This window comes from Thermus sp. FJN-A (assembly GCF_054655095.1).
The window spans coordinates 212062-234536 of the sequence record NZ_BAAHSC010000212.1 but is presented as its reverse complement, the minus strand read 5'-3'; the positions used below and the strand labels follow the sequence as shown (position 1 = coordinate 234536).

Genomic DNA, 22475 nt, shown 5'->3' with positions numbered 1-22475 from the left:
CCGGATGAGGATCACCCTGGTGGACCATCCCCTGGTCCAGCACAAGCTGGCCCACCTTCGGGACAAGGGCACGGGCCCCAAGGACTTCCGGGAGCTCGCCGAGGAGGTCGCCATGCTCATGGCCTACGAGGCCATGCGGGACCTGGAGCTTACGGAGACCACGGTGGAAACCCCCGTGGCCCCGGCGAGGGTTAGGGTGCTCTCCGGCAAGAAGCTCGCCCTGGTGGCCATCTTGCGGGCGGGCCTCGTGATGGTGGAGGGCATCCTGAAGCTCGTCCCCCACGCCCGGGTGGGGCACATCGGCCTCTACCGCGACCCCCTCTCCCTCAAGCCCGTGCAGTACTACGCCAAGCTGCCCCCGGACATCGCCGAGCGCAGGGTCTTCCTCCTGGACCCCATGCTGGCCACGGGGGGGAGCGCGAGCCACGCCCTCGCCCTCCTGAAGGAACGGGGGGCCACCGGGGTTAAGCTCATGGCCATCCTCGCCGCCCCCGAGGGCCTGGAGCGCATCGCCCAGGACCACCCCGACACCGAGGTGGTGGTGGCGGCCATAGACGAGCGCCTGAACGACCACGGCTACATCGTCCCCGGGCTTGGGGACGCGGGCGACCGCATCTACGGCACGAAATGAGCGAGTTTTTGAAGCGCATCGGCATCGCCGAGCCCACGGGCACGGGCTGGCTCACCGTGGCCTTCGCCTTCCTCCTGGCCCTCTTCTTCACCTGGCGCTTCCTCCCCCAGGTGCGCCGCTTCGCCCTGAAGGTGGGCTGGGCCGACCAGCCCAACGAGCGCAGGCTCAACCGGGAGCCCCTCCCCAACGCCGGGGGGCTCGCCGTCTACGCCGGGGTGGTGCTGGCCCTGGTGGTGGCGGCCTTCCTCCGGCCCATCCTGGTGGAGGGCGTCCTCATCCAGGTCCTGGCCATCCTCCTGGGGGGGGCCTGGCTCGTGCTGGTGGGCTTCATCGACGACCAGTTCGGCCTTCCCCCCCTCTTCCGCCTCTTCGTCCAGACCTTAGCCGCCCTCCTCCTCATGGCGGTGGGGGTGCGGTTTGAGGCCGCCTTCGGCACCCCCTTGGACCCCGCCTTGGGCCTCTTCCTCACCTGGCTCTGGGTGGTGGGCATCACCAACGCCCTAAACCTCATGGACGGGCTGGACGGCCTCGCCGGGGGCATCGCCTTCATCAGCGCCATGAGCCTCCTCGTGGTTTCCGCCCAGTTCCCCTTCTGGGCCGCGGGCACCCTGGTGCTTGCCGCCCTGGCGGGGGCCTCCCTGGGCTTCCTCCGGCACAACCTCCACCCAAGCCGCATCATCCTGGGGGACGCGGGGGCCTACTTTCTGGGCTACACCCTGGCGGCCACCGCCCTCCTCGGGAATCTCAAGCTCACCACCTTCTTGGGCCTCCTCCCCCCGGCCCTTTTCCTCCTCCTCCCCATCCTGGACACCACCCAGGTGGTGGTGCGGAGGCTCCTCAGGGGCCAAAACCCCCTCGCCACCCCCGGCAAGGACCACATCCACCACCGGCTTTTGGCCCGGGGGCTTTCCCAGAGGCGGGTGGCCTTCCTCCTCTGGGGGGTGGCCCTCCTCTTCAACCTCCTGGCCATGGCCTACCTGGGGATGCCCTGGGAGGCCATCCTGGCCAACCTGGTGGCCGTGGTGGGGGGGCTCGCCTGGGTCACCTACCGGCGCCTCAGGGCCCTCTGGAAGGGGGTGGGGTGACCGTGAAGCGCGTGGTCCTCGCCTTCGGCACCCGGCCCGAGGCCACCAAGATGGCCCCGGTCTACCTGGCCCTCCGGGAGATCCCCCACGTGAAGCCCCTGGTCCTCCTCACCGGCCAGCACCGGGAGCAACTAAGGCAGGCCCTAAGCCTCTTCGGCATCGCGGAGGACCAGAACCTGGACGTGATGCAGGAACGCCAGGCCCTCCCCGACCTCGCCGCCCGCATCCTGCCCCAGGCCGCCCGGGCCCTAAAGGAGATGCGCGCGGACTACGTCCTGGTGCACGGGGACACCCTCACCACCTTCGCCGTGGCCTGGGCCGCCTTCCTGGAGGGCATCCCCGTGGGTCACGTGGAGGCGGGGCTGAGGAGCCACAACCTGAAAGAGCCTTTCCCCGAGGAGGCGAACCGCCGCCTCACCGATGTCCTCACGGACCTGGACTTCGCCCCCACGCCCCTCGCCAAGGAGAACCTCCTCCGGGAGGGGAAGCGGGAGGAGGGGATCCTGGTCACGGGCCAGACGGGGGTGGACGCCGTCCTCCTCGCCGCCCGGCTGGGGAGGCTGCCCCAGGGCCTCCCTCCCGGCCCCTACGTGACGGTCACCATGCACCGCCGGGAGAACTGGCCCCTCCTTTCCGATCTGGCCAGGGCCCTCAGGAGGCTGGCCCAGGCCTTCCCCCACCTCACCTTCGTCTACCCGGTGCACCTGAACCCCGTGGTGCGGGAGGCCGTCATCCCGGTGCTCAAGGGGGTGAAAAACTTCGTGCTCCTGGAGCCCTTAGAGTACGGGCCCATGGCGGCCTTGATGCGGGAGAGCCTCCTCCTGGTCACGGACTCCGGGGGGCTCCAGGAGGAGGGGGCAGCCTTAGGGGTGCCCGTTGTGGTCCTGAGAAACGTGACGGAAAGGCCCGAGGGCTTAGAAGCCGGGATCCTCAAGCTTGCCGGCACCGACCCGGAAAGGGTCTTCCAGACGGTGAAGGGGCTTCTGGAAGACCCCGAGGAGCTTACCCGCATGCGGAAGGCCAAAAACCCCTATGGGGACGGAAAGGCGGGGCTTAGGGTGGCGAGGGGGGTGGCCTGGCGGCTCGGCCTCGAGCCTAGGCCGGAGGACTGGCGTCCTTAAGCCAGGGGCGGAGCTGGTAAAGCCCCACGAGGAGGAGGGCGGTGCCCAAGACAACGGCGGCCCAGCGCCCCCCTAAGAGCTCAAAGAGGAGGCCGGTGAGGTAAGCCCCCAAGGGGCCCGTGCCCAGCATCACCAGGCTGTAGACCGCCATGACCCGGCCCCGCAGGCGGTCGGGGGCGGAAAGCTGCACCAGGGTGTTGGCGTTGATGAGGACAGAGATCATCCCGAAACCCCCCAGGGCCAGAAACAGGGGGACCGCGGGCGGGTAGGGCAGGAAGAGGCCCAGGTGGGCCAGGGCCAGGAGGAAGACCCCGAGGAGGAGCCGGCCCGGCTTGGGCCTCCCCGTCAGGGCCATGACCAAGGCCGCCCCCAAGGCCCCCGCCCCCACGCTGGAAACCAAAAAGCCGTAGCCGGTGGCGGAGAGGGAGAGGACCAACCGGGCGTAAGCGGGTACCAGGGTCTGGAAGTTCATGCCCAGGAGGCTGGCGAAGAGGATGAGGCCCACCACCCGGCGCACCAAAGGGTGCCCCAAGACGAAGCCCACCCCCTCCAAGGCCTCCCGCAGGAAGCGCCCGTTTCCTCCCTCCCCACCCTGGACCGGAGGGATGCGGCGGAGGACGAGGAGGAGGGGAAGGAAGGAGAGGGCGTTGGCCAGATAAGCCACCCCTACCCCGAAGGCGGCCATGAGGAGGCCCGCAAGGGCCGGCCCCAGGAGGCGGCTCGTATTGAAGCCGAAGGAGTTGAGGGCGATGGCCCCCGGGTAGCGCTCCCGGCCCGCCAGCTCCACGGTGAAGCTCTGGCGCACGGGCTGGTCCATGGCGTTTAAGGCCCCGTAGAGGAAGGCGAAGAGGAGGACGTGCCCGTAGCGCACCCACCCCGTGAGGATGAGGAGGGCCATGAAGAGGGCCAGGAGCATCATGCCCCCTTGGGTGAGGAGGAGGAGGTGGCGCTTGGGGTAGCGGTCGGCCAGGACCCCCGCCGGGAGGGAAAGGAGCAAGGAGGGGAGGAACTGCAGGGCCACCACCAGCCCAAGGCGCTCGGCGCTCCCCGTAAGCAGCAGGACGAGCCACCCCTGGGCGGCGGCCTGCATCCAGGTGCCCATCTGGGAGGTGAAGAGGGCGAGCCAGTAGGCGCGGTACGTGGGGTCCCTGAGGAGGGTAAGCGCCAGCACCCCTTCATCCTACCCATTGACTGACCGGTCATTTCCAAGCCCAGGCTCTCCCTCGCCTATACTGAGGCATGCTCCAGCACGGTTTTCCCCTCCTCCGCATCCTGGGGATTCCCGTCCACCTGGACCTCTCCTTCCTCCTAGTCCTGCCTCTTTTGGCCTTCCTCATCGGCAGCAACCTGCCCCTTTACCTGAGGCTCTTCGGCCTGCCGGAAGACCCCGGGCTCCTCCAGGGGCCCTGGCCCTTCCTCCTGGGCCTTCTCGCGGCCCTGGGACTTTTTCTCTCCGTGCTCCTGCACGAGCTGGGCCACGCCCTGGCCGCAAGGCGCTTCGGCATCCGCACCCGGCGCATCACCCTCTGGCTTCTGGGCGGGGTAGCCCAGATGGAGCGCATTCCCCGGGAACCCCAAAAGGAGCTTGGGGTGGCCCTGGCGGGCCCGGGGGTGAGCTTCCTGTTGGCCCTCCTCTTCCACCTGCTGAAGCAGGGTGGTGGCCCCTTGGGCTTCCTCACCCACTACCTGGCCCTGGTGAACCTCATGCTCGGGCTTTTCAACCTCCTCCCCGCCCTGCCCCTGGACGGCGGGCGGGTGTACCGGGCGCTTCTGGCCATGCGGAAGCCCTACCCCGTGGCCACGCGGCAGACCGTGGCCCTAAGCCAGGCGGTGGCCTTGGCCCTGGGCCTTTTCGGCCTCTTGGTCATGAACCCCTTCCTGATCCTCATCGCCTTCTTCGTGTACATGGCCTCGAGGGCCGATGCCGAGGCCACCCTCCTGGCCCAGGCCCTGGAGGGCCTGAAGGTGCGGGACCTCATGACGGAAGACCCCCTCACGGTCCCCCCGGAGACCCCCGTGCAGGAAGTCCTGGCCCTGGCCTTGGCCTACAAGGTCTCCGGTTTCCCGGTGGTGGAGGGAGGGCGGGTCCTGGGCGTGGTGGGGTTGGAGGGGCTGGAGGGGGCCGACCCCTCGGCTCCCGTGGCCCGCCACCTCCAGGTGCCCCTGGTCCTCTCCCCGGAGGAGGAGGCCCTTTCCGCCCTGGAGCGCATGGCCGAGCGGGGGTACGCCCGGGCTTTGGTGCTGGAAGGGGAGGAGCTGGTGGGCATCCTTAGCAAGACCGACCTCCTCAGGGCCTTCCAGGTGCGGCTTCTCGGCCTTGACAGGCCCAAGGAGGTGGGGTAGGTTAGGGGCGCAAAAGTATACGGGAGGTGACCGTGAGAAGAATCCTTATCCTCCTCGGCCTAGCGGCCTTCGGCTTAGCCCTGGCCCAGAAACCCAAGGTGGTCATCGGCACGGGAAGCACCGGGGGCGTCTTCTTCTACTACGGCACCGCCTTGGCCGACATCCTCAACAAGGCCGGGGTGGCCGAGGCCCAGCCGGTGCAGACCGGGGGCTCCTACGACAACCTCCAGCTCCTCCGCGACCGCACCAACCCCCAGGGGAACACTTTTTACTGCGCCCTCACCACCACCGACTCCGCCTACGTGGCCTACACGGGGGAAGACCCCCGCTTCAAGGAGAGGGCCGCCAAGAACCAGCGGGTACTCTTCTACATGTACCCCTCCTTCATCCACCTGGTGACCACCGAGAAGACCGGGATCAAGGTGGTGCAGGACCTCAAGGGGAAGCGGGTCTCCACCGGCCAGCCCGGCTCCAGCACCGAGAACCTGGCCCTTCTGGTCCTCCAGGGAGCAGGGGTAAAGCCGGAGAGCTTCGCCAAGCGGGAGCGCCTGCCCGTGGCCGAGGGGGCTAAGGCCCTGGCCGAGGGCACCCTGGACGCCTTCTTCTGGGTGGGGGGCGTGCCCACCAGCTCCATCGTGGAACTCTCCCAGACCCTGGCCCGCAAGGGGGACCGCATCTACCTCGTCCCCATAGACCCCAAGAGCACCACCGCCCAGGTGGCCATGAAGAAGTTCCCCGGCCTGGTGGACCCCTACACCGTGCCCAAGAGCGTCTACAACACCCGCACCGATGTGCCGGGCCTGGCCACGGGCAACATCGTGGTCTGCCCGGACACCCTCCCCGCGGAGGCGGGTTACGCCATCATGAAGGCCGTCTTTGACCACCTGGACACCCTGCGCACCGCGGTGGCCGCCGCCAAGGACACGAGCCTCGAGGCCACCGCCAGGCTCCACGGCCGGCTCCCCATCCCCTTCCACCCCGGCGCCGAGCGCTACCTAAAGGAAAAGGGCCTGATCAAGTAGCGCCGAGCTCCGCCCGGGTGTCCTGGGCCTTCCCAGGCCCCGGGCCCTTTTGGAGGAACCCCCTATGGAACCCGAGCGCCCGGCAACCCCTCAGACCCCCCTGGCCCGGCTCACGGACTGGATCCTGGTCCTGGGGGCCCTCTACAGCCTCTACCTGGTCCTCCACCCCTTCACTCCCTTGGCCAGGGCGGAGATACCCATTCTGGACATCGTCCAGCTCCAGCGGAGTACCCACGTCCTCTTCCTCCTCCTGGGGGGGTATCTGGTCTCCTTCTACCTCCCCAGGAGGAGGACCCTGGGCTCCTGGTTCTACTTCCTCCTCACCCTGGTGCCCCTTTACAACTTCCTCTTCCCTAATGTGCCCGGCCTTAGCCTCCCCTGGGAAGCCAAGGCCGTGGGCCTCCTCTACTGGGGCGTGGCCGCCCTTCCGGCCCTGCTTCCCCGCCTCAAGCGCCCCGCCGACCTCCTGGCGGTCCTCCTTGCCCTCTTCCCCACCCTCTACCAGCTCCGCCACTTTGAGGCGCTCGTCTACCGGGCCGTGCTGCCGGAGCCGTGGGACATGGCCATGTCCTTTGGGCTCATCATGCTGGTCCTAGGGCTCGTTTACCGTCTCCTGGGACCGGTGATGCCCGTCTTGGTCCTTCTATTCTTCGCCTACAACCTCTATGCCGACGTCTTTCCCGGGGCCTTCCGAGGGACGCGGCAGGGCATAGACCTTCTCCTGGGCAAGACCTATAACGAGACGGAGGCCGGGATCTACGGCCTTATCACCGGAGTCTCCGCGAAGTATCTGGTCTACTTCACCCTCCTCTCCGGGATGATCGCCGCTTTGGGCCTGGGCAAGGTGGTGGCCAACATGGCCCTGGCCCTGGTGGGCAAGCACCCCGCCACCCCCGGGCGGGTCACGGGCATCGCCAGCGTCTTCATGGGCATGTTCTCCGGAAGCGGGGCCGCCGACACCCAGTTCGTGGCCGCCCTCACCAAGCCCCTCTACGAGCGGGCAGGCTACCACCGCTTGATGGCCGCTGGGCTCGTGGCCACCGCCGGGACCATCGCCCTCATCACCCCGCCCGTGTTGGGCTCCATCGCCTTCATCATGGTGGAGATCCTCCAGATCTCCCTCCTCAAGGTCATCGTCATGGCCATCGGCCCCGCCCTTCTCTACCTCGCCGCCGTGCTGGCCTTCAACGAGTTCTACGCCAGGAAGGCGGGGCTTGCCCCCGTGGCCCCCGAGCTCGGCATGGGCCGCAGGGCCTATGTCCTCCGCTACAGCTTCATCTTCCTCCCTATCCTCCTCATCGTGGCCATGCTCTACCTGGGGTACGAGGTGCGCACCGCCGCAAGCCTCGCCCTGGTCCTCTTCGTGGTCCTGGCCTACCTGGACCCCACCCTAAGGCCCAAGGGCATCGCCCCCATCTTCCAGGGCCTCGCCGAGGGCTTCCGCACCCTCCTCCCCATCGGCACCGCCGTGACCGCGGCCAACCTCATCTTCGCCAACATGGTCATCTCCGGCCTCCCCTCCAAGTTCAGCCAGCTTCTGCAGCAGGTCTCGGGGGAAAGCCTCCTCCTCGCCACCCTGATCACCGCGGTCTTCAGCCTCGTCCTGGGGATGGGCGTGCCGCCCACGGCCACCTACGTCCTCACCTCCGCCCTCACCGCCCCCGCCATCATCGGCCTGGCGGCCAAGAACTTCACCGCCGAGGGGCTAAGCCAGGAGGCTGCCCAGCAGGCCGCCCTCCTCGCCACCCACATGTTCCTCTTTTACTACGCCGTGTTGGCCGACGTGACCCCGCCCGTGGCCCTCTCCGCCTACGCCGCCGCCAGCGTCTTCGGTACCAACCCCTTGCAGACCGGGGTCTACGCCGCCCGGGTGGCCCTTTCCAAGTACCTGGTGGGCTTTTTCTTCCTCCTGGCGTACTCGGGCTCTGCCCTCCTCATCGTGCCCGTACTGGAAACCGCCCCACCCGAAAAGGCCTGGGCCCTCATCCTCTGGCGCTTCCTGGCGGTGGGCGCAGGGGTGGTCTACCTCTCCGCCTCGGGGGCCGGGTACACGAGGAGGCCCCTTAAGCGCTGGGAGGCCTGGGCTCTAGGGATCTTGGCCGTCCTCCTCTTCGTGCCCCAGCCCTACCTGAACCTGGCCGCCTTCCTCCTGGGCCTCCCCTTCTTCCGCAAGGGGTTGACGGGAGGGCCTAAGGGGGCTTAGGGTAGGGCCGAAGGAAAGGAGGAAGGGGATGAAGCGAGTCCTGCTGGCCCTTCTAGCCCTGAGCGGTTTGGCCCTGGCCCAGAAACCCAAGGTGATTATCGCCACGGGAGGGGTGGGTGGGGTGTACTTCTACTACGGCACCACCCTGGCGGAGATCTGGAACAAGGCGGGGGTGGCGGAGGCCCAGGCCATCCAGACGGCGGCCTCCATTGACAACCTCCTTCTCCTGGAAAACCGCACCGGGGGAGGCACCTACTACTGCGCCACCGTGCTCCCCGACTCCGCCTACCTGGCCTACACGGGAGGGCACGAGCGCTTTAAGGACAAGCCCGCCAAGAACGTCCGCATCCTCTTCGCCATGTACCCCAACTACCTGCACATCGCCGCCCGGGAGGGCAGCGGCATCCGGGTGATCCAGGACCTGAAGGGCAAGCGGGTCTCCACCGGGGCCCCGGGCTCAGGCACCGAGGTGGAGGCCCTTCTCGTCCTCCAGGCGGCGGGCCTCTCTCCCAAGGACTTCGCCAAGCAGGAGCGCCTGGGGGCACAGGAGAGCGCCAACGCCCTTTCCGAGGGCAACCTGGACGCCTTTTTCTGGTCGGGGGGCCTGCCCACCGGGGCCATCACCGAGCTCTCCGCCGCCTTGGCCCGCAAGGGGCAGCGCCTCTACCTGGTGCCCATTGACCCCAAGAGCACCGTGGCCCAGACCTTCCAGAAGCGCTTTCCCGGCCTCGCCGGAACCGGGGTGATCCCCAAGGCCACCTACAACACCCGCGCCGACACCCCCACCCTCACCTTCTGGAACCTCTTCGTCTGCCCAGCGAGCCTCCCCGAGGAAACAGCCTATGCCCTCACCAAGGCCACCTTTGAAAACCTCCAAGCCCTCCGGCAAGCGGTGGCCGCCGCCAAGGACACCTCTTCGGAAAACGCCGTGCGCTTCGTGGGCGGCACCCTACCTTACCACGAGGGGGCTCTGCGCTACTTCCGCGAGGCAGGGGCCTTGAAGTGAAGGGGTGGGGAAGGCGCCTTTGCCAAATCCCTGGCCTCAGCTCCTGAGGAGCTGGACCTTTTGGTTTGGCCTGGGGACCCTCTCCTTGGTCCGCCTGGTAGCGGTGGAGGAAGGGGAAACCAGGCGCTTCCTCCTCCTCCTTCCTTGGGAGGAGGGGCAGGTGGAGTTCGTGAACTCGGTGACGGGAAAGCCCGTGCTTCTGGAGTTCCGGCCCCTCTTCCGCTTACAAGGCTTCCGGGCCTACACCGACGCCGAGACGGAGGCCTACTACACCGCCGGGGCCTACCCTTGGAACGAGGCCCTGGCCAAGGAGAGGCGGAAGGAACTCTATTACTGCTCGGAAACGGGCCTAGCCCTCCGCCTGGGGGAAAGCTGGTTCCAAGCGGAGGGCGGATGCCTGAGGGTAAGGCTCCTTTGGCCTCCTTAGCGGATCAACTGGGGAACCACCCTGAGGGTTAGGGTGCGCCCCTGGCGCCAGACCTTGAGGACCACCGCCTCCCCCGGCTTCTTGGCGTAGAGGACCTGCCGGAGCTGGGCGATGGAGGCGAGGGGAACCCCGTCCGCCTCTAGAAGCACGTCCCCATCCACCCCCACCTGCAGGGCCTCCCCTGTGGGCAGCTGGATGTAGGCGAAGCGGGTGGGGGGCTTGAGGCCCGCCTTCTGGGCAGGGCTATTCCGCTCCACCTCCTGGACCATGAGGCCGGCGTCGGGCAGGTTGTACTGCTGGCGGAGCCTTTCCGGGTAAAGGGAGAGGGGGGTCAAGGACACCCCAAGCCGGGGCCGGTTTCTGATGATGGCCTCGGCGGTGAGGGTTTTCCCCGCCCTGAGCTCGGGCAGGTACTGCTTCACCAAGTTGATGGGCAGGGCGAACCCCACCCCGGCGAACTGGGCGGCCCCGAACTGGCCCGTGGGGGTGAAGATGGCGGTGTTGATGCCGATGACCTCTCCCCGGGAGTTGAGGAGGGGCCCCCCGGAGTTCCCGGGGTTGATGGCGGCGTCCGTCTGGATGACCTGGGGCACGAGGCCGGACTCGTCCCCGATGGCCCCGGGGTTTTCCCGGATGGCGGAGACGATCCCCTGGGTCACGGTGAACTCGAGGCCGAAGGGGTTCCCCATGGCGATGGCCTTCTGTCCCACCCGGATCCGGTCGGAATCCCCCAGGACCAGGGGCACCAGCCTGTCCTTAGGCGCGTCCACCTTGAGGAGGGCCACGTCCAAAGGGGGCGCCGCCCCTACCAGGCGGGCCCGGTACTCCTTGGGGTCGTTGTGGAACTTCACCGTGATCTGGCTTGCCCCCTCCACCACGTGGTAGTTGGTGAGGATGTACCCTTCCTTGTCTATGACGAAGCCGGAGCCCGTGCCCTGCTGGGGCGGCACCTGCAGGAAGGGAGCGAAGAACTCAAACCCCGGGGGAAGCTGGACGCTCTGGGGTCGGGTCACCACGGAGACGTAGACCACCCCGTCCCCGTAGCGCTCCACGATCTCCACGGTGTTCCGCTCGTCCTCCAGAAGGCCCCCGCCCGCCGAGGATGGGGCGGTCTGGGGGCGGGGGGTCTGGCCCTGGGAAAGGCCCCACCAGAGCACCGCCCCCGCCATCACGGAGAGCACCAAAAACCCCAGGAAGGAACGGCCTAGGTTCATGCGCCACCTCCTGGCCTAACCTTACCCCCGCCCCGTTAGGCGGCGATTAGACGAAGACCACGGTGCGGTTCTCGTGGACCAGGATCCGGTCCTCCAGGTGCCAGCGCACCGCCCGGGCCAGGACGGTCCTCTCCAGTTCCCGGCCGAGGCTTTTCATCTCCCGCACCGAGTGGCGGTGGGAGACCCGCACCACGTCCTGCTCAATGATGGGGCCCTGGTCCAGCGCCTCGGTGACGTAGTGGGCCGTGGCCCCGATGAGCTTCACGCCCCGCTCGTAGGCCTGGCGGTAGGGGTCGGCCCCGGCGAAGGCGGGGAGGAAGCTGTGGTGGATGTTGACCATGCGCATGGGGAAGCGCTCCACGAAGCCGGGGGAGAGGATCTGCATGTAGCGGGCGAGGACCACGAGCTCCACCCTCTCCGCCTCCAGAAGGGCGAGGATCCTCTCCTCCGCCTCCTCCTTCTTGCCCTTCTCCACGGGCACGTGGTGGTAGGGGATGCCGAAGCGCTCCACCTCCTCCCGGTGGTCGGGGTGGTTGGAGATGACCATGCGAAGCTCCATGGGAAGCTCCCCCACCCGGTAGCGCCACAGGAGCTCCAAGAGGGCGTGGGCGGGCTTGGAGACGAGGATGGCCGTCCGCTTCCTCTCCGAGGCGTAGGCCAGGCGCCACTGCATCTGGAAGCGGCTCGCCACCACCTCCTGGAAGGCCCGCTCCAGGGCGGGACGGGCCAGGTCCAGGTGGGAAGCGGTGAAGGCCACCCGCATGAAGAAGGTGCCCCCCTCGGGGTCGGTGGAGTGCTGCTGCAGATCGGTGATGTTGGCCCCGTGGGCGTAGAGGAAGCCGCTTACGGCGGCCACGATGCCGGGGCGGTCCGGACAGGTGACGAGAAGCCTGGCCTCCTCCATGGAGGCTACTATATCCCTATGGAGGCGCACACCACGGACCTTTCGGACCTCCACCCGGAGGGCGAAACCCTCCCCATGGTCTTCAAAAGCTTCGGCGGCAAAGCCCGTTTCGCAGGGCGGGTAAGGACCCTAAAGGTCTTTGAGGACAACGCCCTGGTGCGGAAGGTCCTGGAGGAAGGAGGCGCGGGCCAGGTCCTCTTCGTGGACGGAGGGGGCTCCTTGCGCACGGCCCTCCTTGGGGGCAACCTGGCCCGCCTGGCCTGGGAAAAGGGGTGGGCCGGGGTGGTGGTCCACGGGGCGGTGCGGGACACGGGGGAGCTTAAGGAGGTTCCCATCGGCCTCCTGGCCCTCGCCGCCACGCCGAGGAAGAGCGCCAAGGAGGGGAAGGGAGAGGTGGACGTGCCCCTTAGGGTTCTTGGGGCGCAGGTGCTTCCGGGAAGCTTTCTCCTTGCGGACGAGGACGGGCTTCTCCTCCTCCCCGAGCCCCCGAGCGGCGCCCGAAGCGGCGGATGAGGTCCTCCTCCCTGAGGGCGAGGAGGACGGGCCTCCCGTGGGGACAGGCCCAGGGCGTCTCGCAGGCCATGAGGGCGTCCAGGAGGGCCTGGCCCTGGGCCTGGCCCAGGGGGTGGCCTGCCTTGACGGCGGGAAGGCAGGCCAGGCGGGCGAGGAGGGCCTTGGTCAGCCCCGAGGGGGCCACCTTGAGGCCTTCCCCTCCCCCCCGCACCGCCTCCTTGAAGACCTCGGGGAGGAGGAGGGGATAGGGGTGGAGGAAGGCGGGGGCCATGAGGAGCCTCACCCTCCCAGGGCCGAAGGGCTCCCAGCGGAAAAGCTCCGCCAAAGCCTCCCGCCCCGCTTCCAAAAGGGCCTCCTCCTCCGCTTCCAAAAGGACGAGGAGGGGCCGGGGAAGGGGCTTTGGCCCCTCGGCGGCCTGCCTGAGGAGGTCCTCGTAGAGGACCCGCTCGTGGGCAGCGTGCTGGTCCACCACGTAGAGGGCGTCCCCCGCCTCGGCCAGGAGGAAACTATCCCGGAACTGCGCCAAGAAGCGCAGGCGGGGAAGGCCGGAGGGGGTGGGGGGGCTCAAGGGGAGGAGGGGCCTGGGCTCCGGGAGGGAGCGGGCCAGATTCTGGCCTTGGAAAGCCTCCGCCAAGGCCTCTCCCAAAAAAGCCTCCGCCTCCCCGGCGAGGGCCACCTCCTCCTTCCTTGCGTCCAGGCGCAGGCGGAAGGCCTCCAGGGGGAGGGAGAGGTTGAGCGCCCCAAAGGGGTAGTGCCCCTCGGGGAGGAGCTCCCGGTAGGCGCGGCGCACCGCCTTTAGGACCCCGTCGGGAAGGGCCACGGGCCTCCCGTTCACCGCCAAGTAGAGCTGGTCGGGCCGGGTGCGGGAGGCCTGGGGGCCGGAGAGGAGGCCCTGCAGGGCCATCTCCCCCCGCCTGGCCTCCACGGGGAGGAGCCTCTCGGCGAGGACCCGGCCGAAGGCTAAGCGGGCGGCCTCCCTAAGCCCCGCCCCGGGGAAGAGGAGCCTGGCCTCCCCCTCCAGGAAGAGGGCCAGGGCGAGGTGGGGGTGGTGGAGGAGGTAGCGCTTTAGGAGCTCCAAGACCCCCCGGGCCTCGCCCTTGGGGTCCCTCTTCTCCCCTAGGAAAAGGCCCGAAACCTCCACCCGGGTCCCCGGGGGGGCGGGGACGGGGCGCACCTCCACCCGCTCCCCTTCCGCGAGGAGGAGCCCCCCGCCGAGCTGCCCTCGAGGCCGGGAGCGGATCCTGAGCCTGGCCGCCTGCCTCAGGGCGTAGAGGGCCTGGCCGCGGAAGCCCAGGGTGCGGATGCGCCCGGGGTCCTGGAGCTTGCTGGTGGCGTAGGGCTCCACGGCGAGGGGAAGGTCCTCGAGGGGAATCCCCTCCCCGTCGTCCTCCACCACGATCCTCTCCAGCCCCCCACCCCAAAGCTCCACCCGCACCCGTTTGGCCCCCGCGTCCAGGGCGTTTTCCAGAAGCTCCCGCACGGCGTCCCTCACCGAAAGGAGGACCTCGCCCCGGGCGAGGAGGCCCCTGAGCTCCGGGGGAAGTGGGCAGATCACCCCCTCATGCTACCCAAGGGGGCACCCAGGGCCAAGGCCTTAAGCTCATGGAGGAGCCTCAGGGCCTCGAGGGGGGTGAGGCGGTCGGGGTCCAGGGCGAGGAGGCGCTCTAAGACCTCCTCCAAGACCCCCTCCCGCCTCGCGGCCATGGCCTTGAGGAGAGCGCGGGCCCGCTCCACCACCTCCTTGGGCAGGCCCGCCATGGCGGCCACCTCCACCCCGTAGCTCTTGGAGGCGGGGCCGGGCAGGACCTGGTGGTAGAAGACAAGGCCCCCCTCCTCCTCCTTGGCGGCCACGTGCAGGTTCCTGAGCCGGGGGAGGGGGAGGGCGGTGAGCTCAAAGTAGTGGGTGGCAAAGAGGGTGTAGCACCGCCTCTCGTGCAGGGCCTCGGCCAGGGCGGTGGCGATGGCCACCCCGTCCAGGCTGCTGGTGCCCCGGCCCACCTCGTCCAGAAGGACGAGGCTTTTCTCCGTGGCCTCCCTGAGGACGAGGGCCACCTCCTCCATCTCCACCATGAAGGTGCTCTTCCCCCCGGCGAGGTCGTCGGAGGCCCCGATCCGGGTGTAGATCCCGTCAAAGAGGGGAAGCTCCGCCTCCTCCGCGGGCACGAAGCTCCCGATCTGGGCGAGGAGGGCGATGAGGGCGGTCTGCCTGAGGAAGGTGCTCTTCCCCGCCATGTTGGGCCCGGTGACGAGGACGAGCTCGTGGGCCATCTCCAGGTCGTTGGGGACGAAGGCGGTGCGGCGCTCCACCACCGGGTGGCGCCCCGCCCTTATGCGGAGCCTGTCCCCGAAGCGGGGCCGGGTGTAGCCGTGGCGCACCGCCACCTCGGCGAGGGCGGCGTAGACGTCAAGCTCGGCGAGGATGCGGGCGGCCTCCCTCAAGGCCTCCGCCTCCTTCCTGGCCCTTTCCCTTAGGGCGAGGAAGACCTCCTCCTCGCGCCTCTTGATCAGGGCCTCGAGGCGGTAGAGCTCCCGCTCCCGCTCCTTCATCTCCGGCAGGGTGTAGCGCTGCCGGTCCTTGAGGGTCTGGACGGGGCGGTACTCCTTGGGCACCTGGCCGTAGTAGGGGCGGGTCACCTCCAGGTAGTAGCCGAAGACGGCGTTGTACCCCACCTTGAGGGTGGGGATGCCGGTCCTCTCCTTCTCCCGGGCCTCGAGGTCCAGGAAGTAGGCCACCCCCTCGGCGTGGGCCCGCCTTAAAGCGTCCAGGTCGGGGTCGTACCCCTCCCGGATGAGCCCCCCCTCGGAAACCTTGAGGGGCGGGTCCTCCACCAAGGCCGCTTTGAGCTCCTCAAGAAGCGGGGAAAGGTCGGGAAGCCCCACCTCCTCCCCCAGAAGGCCTCCAAGCTCGGGGAGGATCTCCAGGCTCCGCCTTAAGGCGCCGAGGTCCTTGGGGCTTGCCCGGCCAAGCTCCAGCCTGGTGGCCAGGCGCTCCAGGTCGGCGAGGCGGAAGAGGAGCCTGCGGAGGCCCTCCCTCAAGCCCCCTTCCCGCACGAAGCGCTCCACCCGGTCAAGCCTCGCCTCCAGGGGGCCCCGCTCCAGAAGGGGGTGGCGGAGCCAGGCCTGGAGGAGCCGCCTTCCAGGCGCGGTCCTGGTCTCGTCCAGCGCCCCGAAGAGGGTGTCCTGGCCCCTTAGGGGTTCAAAGACCTCCAAGGCCTTCAGGCTCGCCTCGGGCAGGCGCACGAAGGCCCCGGGGTCGTAGAGGCGAAAAGGGCGCACGCCCAAGGCCCCCCCCTGGGTGGCCCGGGCGTAGGCGAGGAGGGCTCCCTGGGCCCGCCTCAAGGCCAAGGGGCCCTCCCCTTCCGGGTCAAAGGGAGCCTCGGAGAGCATCACGGGAAAACGCTTCCGGAACTCCTCCAGAAAAGCCCCGTTCTCCCGAAGCTCGGGGGCGAGGAGGACCTCGGCGGGCCTGTGGCGGAAGAGCTCGTCGTAGAAGGCGCTTTTGCTCTTGAGGAGGGTCCCCTTGAACTCCCCCGTGGAGACGTCCAAAAAGGCCAGGCCCCACCCATCCCCGGTGGCGACGGCGGCCAGGTAGTTGGCCTCCCGGGGGAGGAGGGCCTCCTGGGTGAGGGTCCCCGGGGTAAGGAGCTGGGTCACCTCCCGCCGCACCAGCCCTTCCGCCTCCTCGGCGGGCTCCACCTGGTCGGCCACCGCCAGGCGGAAGCCCATCTTGAGAAGCCGCTCGGCGTAGGCGTCAAAGGCCCTTATGGGAATCCCCGCCATGGGGGTGGTGAAGTCCTTGCTGGTCTTGTGGGTGAGGACGAGGCCGAGGGCGCGGGCGAGCCTCTCGGCGTCCTCCCCAAAGCACTCGTAGAAGTCCCCCACCTGGAAGAGGAGGAGGTAGTCCGGGTAGCGGTCGCGGAGCTCCACGTACTGCTGGAGGAGGGGGGGAAGGGGGCCTAGGCCTTCGCCCTTGAGCATGACTCCCATCTTAACCGCGGCATACCCCCTTCTAGGGCTCCTTGCCCAACCCATGAAAACGAGAGCTAAAGCCGCTTTACCCCTAACTTGACACCGGTACCATTTGCCTCTAAGGTAAGGGTGACCGGAAAGAGGGACGAAAGTCCCCTCGGAAGGAGGGCTTATGGAAAAGCTCAATCGGCGAACCACCCTTAAGCTCATGAGCCTAGGCGCGGCCCTTTTGGCCGCAGGGGGGCGGGGCTTCGCCCAGCAAACGCCCACGGCGGACCAGCTGGTGAAGGGCAAAAACGCCAAGCTCCTCGTCCTTTCCCAGCGCCCCATCGTCCTGGAAACCCCCTACGACCTCCTCGTCAGCCAACCCGAGCGTACCCTGAAGGAGATACTCTACATCCGCAACAACGTGGACCTTCCCGGCTACAACACCGTGGAGGGGGCCAGCCTGGACGGGTGGAAGGTGGAGGTGGGAGGGCTTGTGGATAAGCCCTTCGCCATAGAGGCCAAGGAGCTCCTCGGCCTCCCCCAGCACGAGGTGACCATGGTCCTCCAGTGCTCTGGAAACGGGCGTTCCCTTTTCCAGCCCCGCGCCTCGGGCAACCCCTGGAAGCGGGGTGGGGTGGGGAACGTCACCTTCCGCGGGGTACGCCTCAAGGACCTCCTGGAGGCCAAGGGGGCCAAACTGGAGGCCAAGGCCCTCTACATCACCGCCCACGCCAGCCGTCAGGGCAACGCCCCGGAGTTCGTGCGCTCCGTGCCCATTCACGCCCTGGAAAACGCCCTCCTCGCCCTCTCCATGAACGGGGAGCCCCTCCCCGCAGTGCACGGGGGGCCGGTGCGGCTCGTCTTCCCCGGGTACTTCGGGGTGAACAACGTGAAGTGGGTGGAGAAGATTGAGTTCACCGAGGGGGAGAACACCACCACCGAGCAGATGCCCCGCTACCGGGTGCCCACCATCCCCAACGCCAACATCCCCTTCCTCCCCCAGGAGCCGGGCAAAACCTACCCCTACAGCTTCACCAACTCCCGCCCCAACTGGCTCGTGACCATCAACAGCTTCATCTTCGCCCCCCTGGAGGGCCAGACCGCAGAGGGCCCCTACGTGCGGGTAGAGGGGGTGGCCTTCAACGACGGCATCGTGCCCCTGGTGAGCGTGGAGGTCTCCGCCAACGGGGGCCGCACCTGGCAGCAGGCCAGGCTGGAACGCCAGGGGAAGAGCTTCGGCTGGGTGCGCTGGCAAGCCACCCTGTACCTGCGCCCCGGGGAACACGAGGTCATGGCCCGGGCTTGGGACGCCGCGGGCCGGAGCCAGCCCCTGGACGGCAACATCGCCTGGAACGAGCGCGGCTACGAGTACAACGGGGTCATGCGGGTCAAGTTCACCGTGGCCTAAAGGGCCAGGCCCCGGCCTCGAGGCCGGGGCCTTTGTGGGCTACCTCCCCATACATACCCAGGGTACACGCAACACTGAAGGTAAAGATGAAGCGCACCCTTCTTCCCCTAACCCTTCTCCTGAGCCTCGGCGCTTACCTGGCCCTGAGCCAGGCCACCCTCCCCGAGGGTCCGGGCAAGGAGTTGGTGCTGGCCAAGTGCCAGACCTGCCACGACCTCGGTCTTGTGACCCGGGAGCGCCTTTCCCGGGAGCGGTGGGACGCCGTGCTGAACGAAATGGTGGCCCAGGGCCTCAAGGTAACCCCAGAGGAGCGGGCCGCCATCCTGGACTACCTGGCGGTCTATTTGGGTACGGAACCCCCGCCAGCCACGCCCCCCGCCCAGGAGACCCCTGCCTCCAAGACAGGGACCCAGGTCTACGCCAACTGCTCCGGTTGCCACGGCCCCCAGGGCGAGGGCAACCCTCCCCTTTTCCCGCCCTTGAAGGGGCACGTGGAGGCCCTCCTCAAGGCCCAAGGCGGCCGGGAGTACCTCCTTTTGGCCGTGCTCTACGGGGTCCAGGGGCCCATGAAGGTCCTGGGGCAGGAGTACAACAACGTGATGCCGGGCTTCGCTTGGCTTTCCGACGAGGACCTGACCCTGGTGCTGAACCACCTGGCCGCCTGGGGCGCCCCCGAGGGCTTCCGGCCCTACACGCCCCAGGAGGTGCAGGCGGCAAGGGCCAAACCCCTCACCCCTGGGGAGGTCCTTGGGCGCCGCCAGGGCCTGAAGCTGCCGTGATCCCAGAGCAGCAGGCCTTCGTGAAGATGGGGTAAGAGGGGCATGCAAGGGCGCGTCCTCTCCCTTCACCTCGGCCTGGGCTCCGGCCTTCCCAAGCCCCAGGTGGAAGCCTTGGAGCTGGTGGCGGGCTTTGGGGCCAAGGGGGACCGGCACGCGGGCAAAGACCCCGAGCGGGCAGTGCTGGTGGCAGGGCTTGCCGCCTACGAGAGGGCGCAAAGGGCGGGGATCGCTCTCCCCTACGGCGCCTTGGGGGAGAACCTTCTCCTTTCCCTGGACCCCCACGGGCTTCCCCCGGGAGGAAGGCTCAAGGTAGGGGAGGCCCTTCTGGAGCTTTCCTACGTCTGCACGGTGTGCAGCAGCCTCTCCCAGTTTGACCTGCGCCTGCCCAAGCTCCTCTACGGGGGCCGGGGGGTGTACGCCCGGGTTTTGGAGAGCGGGGTGGTGCGGGTGGGAGACCCAGTCCTCGTCCTCGCCCCGGCGGGCTAAGTACCCCGCTCTGGCTTTCGCCAAAGCAAAGGCTCCAAAAGGGGAACCCCCCGGGGAGGCCTCCCCGGGGGGCGCCCTTTTCGGCTACACCCCCACGAGCCCCGGCACCCGGTAGGCCCAGTAGGCGGGCCTTTCCCCTTTGGGCTCGTTCAAGACCTCTATGCGGCCCTCGAGGCCCGCCTCCACCGCCTTGAACTCCTTGAGGTAGTCCAGGAAGCTCTCGGCGTCACTAAAGCCCGTGTCCACCCGGTAGCCTTGGGCCTCCTTGAGCACAGCGAAACCGTCGCCCCCGCTGGCGATAAAGCTATTCACCACCACCCGGTAGGTGGCCTCGAGGTCCAAGGGCACATACCCCTTCTCCGTTCTCACCTCCACCCGCACCACCCGGCTCCCCGCAGGGCGGGAAAGGTCAAAGGCGTAGCGCAGGCCCGAGACCTGGAGGAAGCGGCCCGCCTGGCTCTCCCACTGGGAGACCCCGTTCTCCAGGGCAGCCAAAATCTCCCTGCCCTTCAGGTCCATCACCACCAGGGTGTTCCCGAAGGGCAAGACCTCGTACACCTTGCCCACGGTGATGGGGCCCTTGGGGATGGAGGCCCGGATGCCCCCGCCGTTTTGCAGGGCGATCTGGGTCCCGGCGTTTCGCGTCTTCCAGAGCATTCCGTCCGCGATGAGGTTCCCCAGGTTGCTCTCGCGGCGGCGCACGATGGCCCTTTCCCCCACCAGGTCCACCTTGGCCTCGGCGATGACCTGCCCCATGAGGGCCAGGACGGGCTGGGCGTAGGCCAGGAGGGCCTCCTTGGCGAAGAAGTCCTCGGGGACCACCTCCGGGGTCATGAGGAAGGGCTCGCCCTTGTAGGCGAGAAGCTCCCCCTGGGCCCCGAAGGTGACCTCCAAAAGGCCCACCACCTTCCCCCACTCCCAGGCCTGCACCACCAGGACGTCCTTGCCCTCGGGGTTCTTGACCACCGTGGGGTAGGGCCCGGCCGGGGAGAGCTCCTTGTGGGGGAAGCTTCCCAGGAGGGTATGGGAGTGCCCCCCCACGATCACCTGGGCCCCCACGAGCCTCCGGGCGAGCTTCAGGTCTTCGCCGTAGCCCAGGTGGGAGAGGACCACGATCTTGTTAACCCCCCGCTTCAGGAGCTCGTACACCGCCTTCTGGGCGCTCTCGTAGGGGTCCAGGAAGTCCACGGTGGGCCCAGGGTTGGCGATCTCCCGGGTGTCCGGGGTGGTGAGGCCGATCACGCCCACCTTCTCCCCTCCCACGGCCACGATGGCGTAGGGGGCGAAAAGGCCCTTCAGCCTGGGCTCCTTCTCCACGTCCACGTTGGCGGACACCACCTTGAACCTGGCCCCTCGCAAGAACTCCGCTAGGGGCCCCGGGCCCAGGTCAAACTCGTGGTTGCCCAGGGCCATGACCCGGTAGAGGGCCCGGTGCATGAAGTAGCGGTCGGCCAGGCCCCGGTACTGGTTGAAGTAAAGGGTGCCCTGGAAGACGTCCCCCGCGTCCAGGAAAAGGAGGTTCTTGCCGCGGGCCCTGAGGCGGTCAAAGAAGGCGATGCGCTGGGCCACGCCCCCCACCCTCACCTTCTTGCCGGAAAGGGTAAGCTCCATGGGCTCCAGGTGGGCGTGGGTGTCGTTGGTGTGGACCAGGGTCAGGGTAAACGCCCCCTGGGCCCGCCCCAGGCCCAGCCCCAAGGCCCCTAAGGCCGCTCCCGCCTGCAATAGCGCACGCCTTCTCACCATAAAGACCTCCGAGCCCCAGTTTATCCCAGCCCCCGTCAGGCCCAGGTCAAGGCCCCTCGGACCCGGGCCCGCGAACAGATGTTCAACACCCAGTTGACATCGTGCATACTTTTGCCGTACACTCTGCACAACCCAGCGGGGGAATGCCGAGAAACACCCGGGCTGGGCCGGCATAGGAGGCAGAAGATGGGGTACACCAAGGCAGAGATCCTCAAGGCCCTCGAGTCGGAGAAGGTGAAGTTCCTCCGCCTCCAGATCACCGACATCCTCGGGGTGGTGAAGAACGTGGAGGTGCCCGAGTCCCAGTTTGAGAAGGCCCTGGACGGGGAGATCATGTTTGACGGCTCCTCCATTGAGGGCTTCACCCGCATCGAGGAGTCGGACATGCTCCTCAAGCCGGACTACAACACCTTCGTCATCCTTCCCGACCTGGTGGAAGACCCCGCCCGGGGCCGGGTGGCCCGGCTCATCTGCGATGTGGCCTACCCCGACGGCCGCCCCTTTGAGGGGGACCCCCGGTACGTGCTCAAGCGGCAGATCGAGCGCCTGCAGAAGCTCGGATTTGACAACATGTACGCTGGCCCCGAGCCCGAGTTCTTCCTCTTCCTCAGGACCCCCGAGGGCCTTCCCACCGTGGAGACCCACGACCGGGCGGGCTACTTCGACCTAGCCCCCATCGACAAGGGGGAGGAGGCCCGGCGGGACATGGTGAACGCCCTGGTGGCCATGGGCTTTGAAATAGAGGCCAGCCACCACGAGGTGGCCCCGGGCCAGCACGAGATCGACTTCAAGTACGCCGATGCCCTCACCACCGCCGACAACATCGCCACCTTCAAGTGGGTGGTGAAGCGCATCGCCCTGAACCACGGCCTCCACGCCACCTTCCTGCCCAAGCCCATCCGGGGCATCAACGGGAGCGGCATGCACACCCACCTCTCCCTCTTCAAGGATGGCGAGAACGCCTTCTTTGACCCCAAGGCCGAGTACCAGCTCTCCCAGACCGCCCTCCACTTCATCGCCGGGCTCCTGGAGCATGCGGAGGGCATGGTGGCCATCACCAACCCCCTGGTGAACTCCTACAAGCGCCTCACCCCCGGGTACGAGGCCCCCACCAACATCGCCTGGTCCGCCGCCAACCGCTCGGCCATGATCCGCGTGCCCGCCCGCCGGGGGGTGGGCACCCGGGCGGAGCTCAGGATGCCCGACCCCTCCGCCAACCCCTACCTGGCCCTGGCGGTCATGGCCGCCGCGGCCAGCGATGGCATAGAGCGCAAGCTCCTCCCCCCTCCCCCCATCCAGCGGAACATCTACCAGATGAGCGTGCGCGACCGGCGCAAGCACAAGATCCGGGAGCTCCCCGGCACCCTGCGGGAGGCCCTCGAGGCCCTGAAGAAGGACCCTGTGATCCGGGAAGCCCTGGGGGAGCACGTCTACACCCACTTCCTCCAGGCCAAGCAGATGGAGTGGGACGACTACCGGGTCACCGTCCACCAGTGGGAGCTGGACCAGTACCTGGCCACGTACTGAGGCGGGGTATCCGGCCCCTCCCCCTTGCCGGAGGAGGGGCTGACCCATGGGTCAGGCATAAACTTTCATGGGGGCATTGACAAGGGCCGCTACCCCCCCCTTAGAA

The 22475-nt window shown here is 68.1% G+C and carries 19 protein-coding genes; 13 read left to right on the top strand and 6 right to left on the bottom strand.

Going from position 1 to position 22475, the window contains the following annotated elements; translation table 11 throughout:
• Nucleotides 1-4: 4 nt before the first annotated feature.
• Genes upp through wecB form a run of 3 tightly spaced genes read left to right on the top strand, consistent with a single transcriptional unit; the run spans nt 5 to nt 2837 of the window.
• Complete coding sequence (gene upp, locus ACYQ0J_RS11625; RefSeq protein ID WP_460172264.1) at nt 5-631, top strand: uracil phosphoribosyltransferase; 627 nt, start codon at nt 5-7, stop codon at nt 629-631.
• Nucleotides 628-1716 (top strand): MraY family glycosyltransferase, encoded by a 1089-nt coding sequence (locus tag ACYQ0J_RS11620; protein WP_460172263.1) that lies wholly within the window; start codon nt 628-630, stop codon nt 1714-1716. The genes upp and ACYQ0J_RS11620 overlap by 4 nt, the downstream gene beginning before the upstream one ends.
• Nucleotides 1717-1718: 2 nt before the next feature.
• Entirely contained in the window at nt 1719-2837 is a 1119-nt protein-coding gene (wecB, locus tag ACYQ0J_RS11615) for a non-hydrolyzing UDP-N-acetylglucosamine 2-epimerase (protein WP_460172290.1), read from the top strand.
• On the opposite strand, the gene ACYQ0J_RS11610 is transcribed toward wecB, so the two are convergent.
• On the bottom strand, nt 2812-4008 hold the full coding sequence (locus ACYQ0J_RS11610; protein ID WP_460172262.1) for an MFS transporter: 1197 nt from the start codon (nt 4006-4008) through the stop codon (nt 2812-2814). The two genes, wecB and ACYQ0J_RS11610, sit on opposite strands and share 26 nt — an antisense overlap.
• A gap of 68 nt (nt 4009-4076) precedes the next feature.
• On the opposite strand from ACYQ0J_RS11610, the gene ACYQ0J_RS11605 reads away from it, so the two are divergent.
• The 5 genes from ACYQ0J_RS11605 to ACYQ0J_RS11585 all read left to right on the top strand — a co-directional run bounded on the left by ACYQ0J_RS11605 (nt 4077) and on the right by ACYQ0J_RS11585 (nt 9838).
• A complete protein-coding gene (locus ACYQ0J_RS11605; protein WP_460172261.1) occupies nt 4077-5180 on the top strand; it encodes a site-2 protease family protein in 1104 nt (367 codons plus the stop codon).
• A 32-nt stretch (nt 5181-5212) separates the two neighbouring features.
• A complete protein-coding gene (locus ACYQ0J_RS11600; RefSeq protein WP_460172260.1) occupies nt 5213-6202 on the top strand; it encodes a TAXI family TRAP transporter solute-binding subunit in 990 nt (329 codons plus the stop codon).
• Between the two features lie 64 nt (nt 6203-6266).
• On the top strand, nt 6267-8405 hold the full coding sequence (locus ACYQ0J_RS11595) for a TRAP transporter permease (protein WP_460172259.1): 2139 nt from the start codon (nt 6267-6269) through the stop codon (nt 8403-8405).
• Between the two features lie 28 nt (nt 8406-8433).
• Nucleotides 8434-9411, top strand: coding sequence for a TAXI family TRAP transporter solute-binding subunit (locus tag ACYQ0J_RS11590; RefSeq protein ID WP_460172258.1), 978 nt, complete (start codon nt 8434-8436; stop codon nt 9409-9411).
• 85 nt (nt 9412-9496) lie between these two features.
• A complete protein-coding gene (locus ACYQ0J_RS11585) occupies nt 9497-9838 on the top strand; it encodes a hypothetical protein (protein ID WP_460172257.1) in 342 nt (113 codons plus the stop codon).
• Here ACYQ0J_RS11585 and ACYQ0J_RS11580 read toward each other — a convergent pair.
• Both ACYQ0J_RS11580 and purU read right to left on the bottom strand, forming a co-directional pair.
• Complete coding sequence (locus tag ACYQ0J_RS11580) at nt 9835-11052, bottom strand: S1C family serine protease (protein WP_460172256.1); 1218 nt, start codon at nt 11050-11052, stop codon at nt 9835-9837. The two genes, ACYQ0J_RS11585 and ACYQ0J_RS11580, sit on opposite strands and share 4 nt — an antisense overlap.
• A gap of 46 nt (nt 11053-11098) precedes the next feature.
• The gene (purU, locus tag ACYQ0J_RS11575; RefSeq protein ID WP_460172255.1) at nt 11099-11956 is read right to left on the bottom strand and encodes a formyltetrahydrofolate deformylase; all 858 of its coding nucleotides are present in this window, start codon (nt 11954-11956) and stop codon (nt 11099-11101) included.
• An 18-nt stretch (nt 11957-11974) separates the two neighbouring features.
• Between purU and rraA the strand changes: the two genes are divergently transcribed.
• A complete protein-coding gene (gene rraA / locus ACYQ0J_RS11570) occupies nt 11975-12469 on the top strand; it encodes a ribonuclease E activity regulator RraA (RefSeq protein ID WP_460172254.1) in 495 nt (164 codons plus the stop codon).
• Here the strand turns inward: rraA and mutL are convergent.
• Complete coding sequence (mutL, locus tag ACYQ0J_RS11565; RefSeq protein WP_460172253.1) at nt 12363-14024, bottom strand: DNA mismatch repair endonuclease MutL; 1662 nt, start codon at nt 14022-14024, stop codon at nt 12363-12365. The two genes, rraA and mutL, sit on opposite strands and share 107 nt — an antisense overlap.
• Entirely contained in the window at nt 14021-16447 is a 2427-nt protein-coding gene (mutS, locus tag ACYQ0J_RS11560; protein ID WP_460172252.1) for a DNA mismatch repair protein MutS, read from the bottom strand. The genes mutL and mutS overlap by 4 nt, the downstream gene beginning before the upstream one ends.
• Before the next feature lie 163 nt (nt 16448-16610).
• On the opposite strand from mutS, the gene ACYQ0J_RS11555 reads away from it, so the two are divergent.
• The 3 genes from ACYQ0J_RS11555 to ACYQ0J_RS11545 all read left to right on the top strand — a co-directional run bounded on the left by ACYQ0J_RS11555 (nt 16611) and on the right by ACYQ0J_RS11545 (nt 19099).
• A complete protein-coding gene (locus tag ACYQ0J_RS11555; protein WP_460172251.1) occupies nt 16611-17834 on the top strand; it encodes a sulfite oxidase in 1224 nt (407 codons plus the stop codon).
• Between the two features lie 86 nt (nt 17835-17920).
• The gene (locus tag ACYQ0J_RS11550) at nt 17921-18613 is read left to right on the top strand and encodes a c-type cytochrome (protein ID WP_460172250.1); all 693 of its coding nucleotides are present in this window, start codon (nt 17921-17923) and stop codon (nt 18611-18613) included.
• Nucleotides 18614-18655: 42 nt separating this feature from the next.
• Entirely contained in the window at nt 18656-19099 is a 444-nt protein-coding gene (locus ACYQ0J_RS11545; RefSeq protein ID WP_460172249.1) for an MOSC domain-containing protein, read from the top strand.
• Between the two features lie 84 nt (nt 19100-19183).
• On the opposite strand, the gene ACYQ0J_RS11540 is transcribed toward ACYQ0J_RS11545, so the two are convergent.
• On the bottom strand, nt 19184-20839 hold the full coding sequence (locus tag ACYQ0J_RS11540; RefSeq protein WP_460172289.1) for a bifunctional metallophosphatase/5'-nucleotidase: 1656 nt from the start codon (nt 20837-20839) through the stop codon (nt 19184-19186).
• Nucleotides 20840-21028: 189 nt separating this feature from the next.
• Here ACYQ0J_RS11540 and glnA point away from each other — a divergent pair, with 189 nt between their 5' ends.
• Nucleotides 21029-22369, top strand: a complete 1341-nt coding sequence (glnA, locus tag ACYQ0J_RS11535; RefSeq protein WP_460172248.1) for a type I glutamate--ammonia ligase — start codon at nt 21029-21031, stop codon at nt 22367-22369.
• Nucleotides 22370-22475 lie beyond the last annotated feature (106 nt).